This window comes from Acetatifactor sp., assembly GCF_982438285.1.
On the sequence record NZ_CEWDFQ010000145.1, the window covers coordinates 1 to 7,434 of the forward strand.

General features: G+C 49.0%; 6 protein-coding genes. 5 read left to right on the forward strand and 1 reads right to left on the reverse strand.

Annotation, left to right across the window (positions count from 1 at the left end; genetic code table 11):
* From AC1WIP_RS08580 to AC1WIP_RS08600, 5 genes are all read left to right on the forward strand, one after another.
* Positions 1 to 609, forward strand: a 609-nt coding sequence (locus AC1WIP_RS08580) for a carbohydrate ABC transporter permease (protein ID WP_481141453.1), incomplete at its 5' end; no start/stop codon positions are given.
* Positions 609 to 1,451: a carbohydrate ABC transporter permease gene (locus AC1WIP_RS08585; protein ID WP_481141458.1), complete on the forward strand. Its 843-nt coding sequence runs from the start codon at positions 609 to 611 to the stop codon at positions 1,449 to 1,451. The genes AC1WIP_RS08580 and AC1WIP_RS08585, both read left to right, overlap by 1 nt.
* A gap of 80 nt (positions 1,452 to 1,531) precedes the next feature.
* Positions 1,532 to 3,358 (forward strand): sensor histidine kinase, encoded by a 1,827-nt coding sequence (locus AC1WIP_RS08590; RefSeq protein ID WP_481141454.1) that lies wholly within the window; start codon positions 1,532 to 1,534, stop codon positions 3,356 to 3,358.
* The gene (locus tag AC1WIP_RS08595) at positions 3,324 to 4,127 is read left to right on the forward strand and encodes a response regulator transcription factor (protein WP_481141455.1); all 804 of its coding nucleotides are present in this window, start codon (positions 3,324 to 3,326) and stop codon (positions 4,125 to 4,127) included. Before AC1WIP_RS08590 ends, AC1WIP_RS08595 begins: the two co-directional genes overlap by 35 nt.
* Before the next feature lie 2 nt (positions 4,128 to 4,129).
* Positions 4,130 to 4,921, forward strand: a complete 792-nt coding sequence (locus tag AC1WIP_RS08600; RefSeq protein WP_481141456.1) for an amidohydrolase family protein — start codon at positions 4,130 to 4,132, stop codon at positions 4,919 to 4,921.
* Here the strand turns inward: AC1WIP_RS08600 and AC1WIP_RS08605 are convergent.
* Complete coding sequence (locus AC1WIP_RS08605) at positions 4,914 to 7,232, reverse strand: helix-turn-helix domain-containing protein (protein WP_481141457.1); 2,319 nt, start codon at positions 7,230 to 7,232, stop codon at positions 4,914 to 4,916. The genes AC1WIP_RS08600 and AC1WIP_RS08605 overlap by 8 nt on opposite strands.
* Positions 7,233 to 7,434 lie beyond the last annotated feature (202 nt).

Genomic DNA, 7,434 nt, shown 5'->3' on the forward strand with positions numbered 1-7,434 from the left:
GTATATTATCTACCCTCCATACTGGGAGGAAGCGTGGCGGTATCTGTTATGTGGAGATACTGCTTTTCTAAGACGGGCGTGGTCAACACCTTTTTAAACGCCCTGGGAATCCCCAGCGACATCAGCTGGATTTCCAACAAGGACACGGCCCTGTGGTGCATCATCCTGCTTTTTATCTGGCAGTTTGGCTCCCCTATGCTGATCTTTTTATCCGGTTTAAAGCAGATTCCCCAGAGCTATTATGAGGCTGCTGTGATGGATGGGGCGGGCCCCATCAAAAAATTCTTTAAGATCACACTGCCCCTGTTAAGCCCCATTATCTTTTTCAACCTGGTCATGCAGATGATCGGCGGTTTTATGGTGTTTTCCCAGGCCATGATCATCACGGACGGCGGTCCCATGAACAGGACGCTGGTGTACGCCCTATACCTATACCGACAGAGCTTTGCCTACTACGAGATGGGCTACGGCTGCGCCATGGCATGGATTCTTTTGGTGATTATCGGATTCTTTACGGCTCTGGTATTCAAATCCTCCAGCGCGTGGGTATTTTACGAGAACGAGCTGTTTGACGGAAAGAAGAAAAAGAAGAGGAGGAAGGAAAAATGATACAGCGTAAGAGAGCGGTTAACACAGTGATCTTTCATGTGGTAGTGTGTACCATTGGTATTGTGATGATCTATCCTCTGATCTGGATGTTTTTCAGCTCCTTTAAGGAGAGCAGACTGGTGCTGACTACTGTGGAAGAGCTTTTTCCCAGGGAATGGAGGTTTGACAATTACGTAAAGGGGTGGTCAGGCTTTGGAGGCACTACCTTTACCACTTTTTTTAAGAATTCCCTGATCGTTACCATTATTTCCATGGTGGGAAATGTGATCGCCTCCGCCATGGCTGCCTATGGGTTTTCCAGAATCCGTTTTAAAGGAAGGGGCTTTTTCTTTATCTGCATGATGATCACCATGATGGTGCCAAGCCAGGTGCTCATTGTGCCTCAGTACATCATCTTTAACGGCCTGGGCTGGGTCAACACCTTCCTGCCCCTGACGGTGCCGGAATGGGGCGGAAGAGCCTTCTTCATCTTCTTAATTATGCAGTTTATTGCAGGCATTCCAAAGGAGCTGGATGAGGCGGCGGAGATTGACGGCTGCGGCAAGATCAGGCTGTTTACACAGATTATGCTGCCTTTAATTAAGCCGGCTCTGGCCACCTCGGCGATTTTCGCCTTTTACTGGAAGTGGGATGACTTTATGGGCTCCTTGCTATATTTGAACACACCGGAAAATTACACGGTTTCCATTGCCCTGAAGCTGTTCAGCGACCCCACCAGCGTATCCGACTACGGCGCCATGTTTGCCATGTGTGTGCTGTCCCTTCTGCCGGTGATCGTTCTGTTTTTGTTCACCCAGAAATACATTGTGGAAGGAATTTCCATGTCTGGACTGAAATCCTGAGCAGGTATATACTAAAGGAGGAGAAAGCAGGAGGGGATGCACAGGGTATAAGGGGAAAGGAAAACGGGAGGGAATATCTCGTGAAGAAGAAACGCCGAAGTATCGTCCAAAGGGTTTCCTGGATACTGATCTGGACGTCTGTGCTGAGCTTCGGGGGAGGCTGCTTTGCCCTTTCCCGGCTGGAGGCGTCCAACACAGAATATATCTATCAGCTTACGGGAGAGCTGCTGGGCGGCAGCGTCCGTGAGCTGGAGGAGAGGCTGGAGGACATACAGGATACGCTGTATGGACTGGTGGTATCCAACGCAATACAGGAGGCCGGAAGCCTGCTGATCGGGGACGGGGAGGATGGCTCCTCCGCCCTGGAGCAGGCCTCGGGCTTGAATGCGATTGTGGACTCCATTCAAAACGGCATACGCTCCGACCAGGCCATCGTCTGCGCCAATTTCCTGTATGGAGAGGGACAGGTGCGGGTGGCGGCCTCCACCCGCTATTACAGGCTTTCGCAGGAGGCGGCGGACACGGTGGAGGAGCAGGCTGTGGCGGCCCAGGGGCAGAATGTGCTTTTGGACGGGGAGACGCTCATGGGGGAGGAAAACCTTCTGATTATCGCCAAGCAGCTGAGGGAGAGGCAAAATCTGTCCCTGGAGCACATCGGCGTCATCGTGCTGTTTGTGGATGTGGAGGAGCTGGGAAGGGTGTTTACGGACGCCCACGACGGCATATATGTCCTTCAAGGACAGGACGGGACGCTGCAGTATGTGCTGAATGATACGGAGACACTGATGGAAAAGAAAAACTTAAGCCAGCTCTGGCAGCGGGAGGCAGGCTACAGTATCGAGCGCTTAGGCGGCAGAATATGGTTTGTGGTAAGCTTTGGCTCAAGCGGGGAATTCTTTTCGTATACGCTTTTAGAGCCTTACTCGGAGCTGTTTGCAGATGTGCGTCAGGCCTTTGCCATTTACGTTGGTATTTTTGCCCTGTGCAGTGTTGCGGCCCTGCTCATCGCCTTTTTGTCCTCCCACCGGGTCACCAGGGACATCAAGCTGTTTATCCAGCACATCAGTAAAATATCGGGTGGGGATGACGCCTGGCTGCCCATGTATGAAAGGCAGGATATCCACGACAGGGATGTGTATGCCCTGAAGGGAGCCTTCAACAACATGTCCGCCCGTATCAACGAGCTGGTACGGGACAATTATATGAAGCAGCTTCTGGTAAAGGAGACCCAGCTGAGAGCCTTGCAGTCCCAGATGAATCCTCATTTTCTTTACAACACCTTAAACTCTCTGTATTGGATGGCGAAAACGGCGGAAATGCCTGCGGCCGCCGATATGATCAGCAGCCTGGGAATTTTGCTCAGGGAGGCCATCAGCGACGAGGAATTTGTGATTACCATAGACAGAGAGCTTGACATTGCCTGTCATTATTTTATTATACAAAAGCACCGCTATGAGGACAGGCTGGAGGTAAAATTTGATGTGTCCGAGGAGTGCAGCGGTCTTGTGATTCCAAAGTTTACCATACAGCCCCTGGCGGAAAACGCCATTGCCTATGGTCTGGAATGTATGCTGGGAACCTGTACGGTGGAAATCCGTATTTTTGTGGAAGGAGAAGCTTGTATCTGCCAGGTGCGCAACACCGGGCCGGAGCCCGAGGAGGGGCTTTTGGAGAAACTGAAAGCGGGGATTGTAAAGCCCAAGGGAAATGGAATCGGGCTTATGAACATACAGCAGAGAATTCAGTCCGTGTTTGGGGAAGAATATGGAGTGGACATCTTCCGGGAGGGGGAAGAGACAGTGGCACAGATCAGGATGAGACGTATTTCCCTGGAGGAATACAGGGAAAGCGCTGCGGCGGGAGGTAAGCCGGATGGAAAACGCGTACAGAATGATGGTGGTGGATGACGAGAGGATTGTCAGGGAGGCCATTGCCTCCCATATTCCCTGGAAGGATTATGGGGTTACGGTGGCAAAGGCGGCAAACGCGGTGGAGGCTCTGGAATATTTTCAGAAAAATCCGGTAGAGCTGATCCTGGCGGACATTAAAATGCCGGTGATGGACGGGATCGCCTTGCTAAAAAGAGTAAAAGCGCTGCGGGAGGACGTGGATTTTATTATTCTGAGCGGCTACGCGGATTTTGCCTACGCCCAGGAGGCTCTTCGCTATGGGGCAAAGGATTATCTCTTAAAGCCTGTGGACGAATCCGCGCTGATAAACATAGTTTTGAAATGTAAAAACGACAGGGAGGGCAGACAGTTCCTTTCATCCCTCTGGCAAAACCCCGCCTTATCCAGAATTCTGCCGGAAAAAGAAAAGGGCGGACGATATTCTCAGACCATACAGAAGATACTGCAGGTGGTACAGGAGGAAATTTCCAATGAGGAGCTGAGTCTTAAGTGGATTTCTTCTGAAAAGCTGTTTCTCAACGAGAATTATTTGAGCAAGATGTTTCAAAAGGAGGTGGGACAGAAATTTTCCTCCTATCTTTTGGACAGAAGAATGATGCTGGCTATGGAAATGCTGGCAAGGGACGGGGACGCCCTTGTGCTGGATGTGGCCAGGGCGGCGGGCTTCGGAGAAAATTCCCAGTACTTTTCCAGCAGCTTTAAGAAATACACGGGGTATACCCCCACGGAATACAAAAAATACATTAAGGAGGCAAGAGAGAATTGACCATGGAAATCATTGATTTTCACGTACATCCTTATCTGATTTGGGAGGAAAATGCCTGCATGTATAAGGAGAGTTTTTCCCTGACGTCTATGCAGGCAAAAGAGGATTTAGAAAAGTCCGGTATTACTCATATTTGCGGTTCCGTCATTGAAAACGGAGGGATACGTCTGCAGGACGGCTTTTCTTCTCTTGACAGGATGAACAGACAGGCGGTAAAGGTAAAGGAGCTTTACGGGGATTTTTATACCCCCGGCTTTCACATTCATCCGGCCTTTGTGGAGGAATCCTTAGAAACCCTGGACTGGATGCACGAAAAGGGCTTTCGTCTGATCGGAGAGCTGGTGCCTTACATGCACGGCTGGAAGGAGGCCGGCATGGATTACGCAAGTGAAAATCTCAGGGAGATTTTAAAGAAGGCCGGAGAATATCAAATGGTGGTAAGCTACCACACCATGCCGGAGTGGCAGGAGCAGATGGAAATTATGATCGCTCAAAATCCCCAGGTAACCTTCGTGGCCGCCCATCCGGGACAGCGGGAGGACTTTTTAAAGCACTTAGAGCGGCTTAAGAAATATGAGAACGCCTATCTGGATTTGTCCGGCACAGGGCTGTTCCGGTACGGAATGCTCCGGCATGGTATTGAAACGGTGGGAGCCTCCAAATTCCTGTTCGGCACGGACTATCCCATTACGAATCCGGGGATGTATGTGGAGGCTGTGCGCTTTGAGCATATTTCCGAAAAGGACCGGGAAATGATTTTTAGTGAAAACGCAAAGAGGCTTCTGTTTACATAGGGGCGTCAGGCTCCTTCGGCCTTTGCTTTGTTTTTTTGGCGGACAGATATTCCCGGTATTCGCTGGGGGTCTGTCCGGTATAATTTTTAAACTGTTTTAAAAAGCCGTGTACCCTGGGATACCCGGTAAGCTCCCCTACCTCTGAGATTTTCAGGGAGTAGTCCCCCAAAAGCTCGCAGGCCTTTTCCATTCGTATTTTGGTCAGGTACTGCTTGATGCTGCTGCCTGTCTCGCTGTGGAAAATCCGTGACAGGTGGGTGGGGCTGTAGAGAAAAACTGCGGACAGCTCCGGGATGCTGATGTCCTTTTGATAATTTTCTTCCAGGTATTCCTTGATCCGATTCGATAAAAACTGTTCGGGATTAGCCTTTTTATAGGCAATCTGGGCCAGCATATTTTCCATCAGTCCATGAAACCACAGCAAAATCCCTTCTCCGGACAGGGAGAGAATTTCTGTATAATGACTGTATTCCTCTGCAAAGCTTCCTGCGAGGCCGGACTCCTGAGCGTATTTCATCAAAGCGCCGTAAAGCTGCACCAGAAAATAGGTGCGGGTGATTTTGTCATCCTTTGTGTGCAGCAAAATGGACTGCAGCATGTTTTTCAGGCAGACATCGGCTTCCTTGGGATTTCGGCTTCGAAGGGCGGTTAACAGGCTTTCCTCCAGATCATAGGGATATTTTGCGGTGGCCGGTGAGCGTAAAAGAATATCCTCATAGGAAATCAAAAGCTCCTCGGACCAAAAGCCCAAAGCCAGGGCTTTTTTTGCGTTGGCATAGGAAAAATGAACCCTATATAAAGAGGGTTCTACGCTGCCGATTGCGATGGCCTCTATATGCTTTTTCTCAGCTTCAAATAGTTGTTCTATTCTTTGGCCCGCATGCAGGGCCGTTTCTTTTCCCCCTGTATTCAGAGCACAGATCACGGTGATTTCATTTTCAAAGGAGCTGCAGATCAGACAATCCTTCGCATGGGGAAATACAGTTTTCAGCAAATTCATCAAATAGGTAGTAAAGGAATGAAGCTGCACGGGCTTGTATTTCTCTCCGGTCTGGGCGTCATATTCGTTGATTCTCACAAGAATGACGCAGATTGGCGCCTCTGTGCACAGGCTGATCTGAAAATAAGACAGATTTCGGTCTATTTCCTCGTTGTCTGTGATCACGCCCTCCAGTAAAGACACAAGAAAGTTGTTTCTCAGAATGGGGCGGCTTTTTTCCAGGCTCTGCTGTATTGTCTCATTTTCCGTTTTCAGCCGGGCAATTCCCTTTTCAATGTGCAGCAGAATATCTTCCTGCGCCTGTTCCTGGCCGGGGGAGCTTCCCTTGGAGAGCTGGTTTGCAATGGCTGTGAGCGGGGCGCTCAGCCGTCTGGTAGCCATTTTGGAAAAAAATACCGCAATCAGAGAGCCTATTACAAAAATACCTGCGGAAAAAAGCAAAAGTGTCATAATTTCCCGGTATAGAATATTGGTTTTGATCAGACTGTAGTACTTCCAGTTGGTATCGGGAGAATCCATGCAGGAGATCAAAAGCCTGTCTCCGTTTAAGGCGTATTCCCGATAGCCTGTGTGAGAGATGGCGTCAAAGATTTCTATGCTGTTTTCCAGATAAGGAAGTCCGCTGTGGGAATAAGCTACGATCACAGCATCGTCGTTCATAGCCAGATAAGCGTGTTCGTCTGCGGAAATGGAATTAAATACCTCTGTAAAAAGGGATGCGTCCAGATTTACAATCAGGATGGCTTCCAGTTCACTGCCGTTGTATTTTAAGGGCTTTAATATGCTGAACAGGGTGGCCGCCCTCCCAAAATCATCTGCTATGTTACGGGGTGTTTTCCATATGGATTCGATATTTGCACCGTCCAGATTCTGCAGGAAGGCATAATCATAGCAGTCCTTGGCAGGCAATACCCCCATATTGGCCATATAAACAAGGGATTCCAAGGGATAATAAATAAATATGGAATGAATGTAATCGTTGCTGATCATAAAATTTTGAAACTGATTGGATACATCGGAGATGGAGTCGATGTCCTTTTTTTCATAATAATACAGGAAATCACGTATTCTCTGATCGGCTATAAAATGAGACATCATATTGTCCACATAGGTAAAGGTGGTGCTGACGGAATTGCCGAACTGTGTAAGCAGCAGCTGATTATCCCGGATGGTATTGGCTCTGAGCACGTACATGGAAATCAAGCTGACGGTAATGCCCGTAAGCCCCATGAGCATCAGCGCCAGAGACAAAAAGGATCGGAAAAGCCTGCCCGTGAAATTGCTCTGTGGTTTGACGCGCTGCGTGATCATATCCGTATCCTCCCGTAAGTATTGCCCGTAAATCTGTTTTCCGCTGCCTGTATTTATTATAGCCTGTGGGAGGCTCTGCAACAAGCGGGAAGGGGGAAGATGCAAAATATGTTAAAAAAAAGTGGTTTTGTTAAAAAAGAGATAAGGGGAAAAAGGGAGGCTTTGTTAAGTCCAGGCAGAACTGTGAAATTGAAATTTGAGA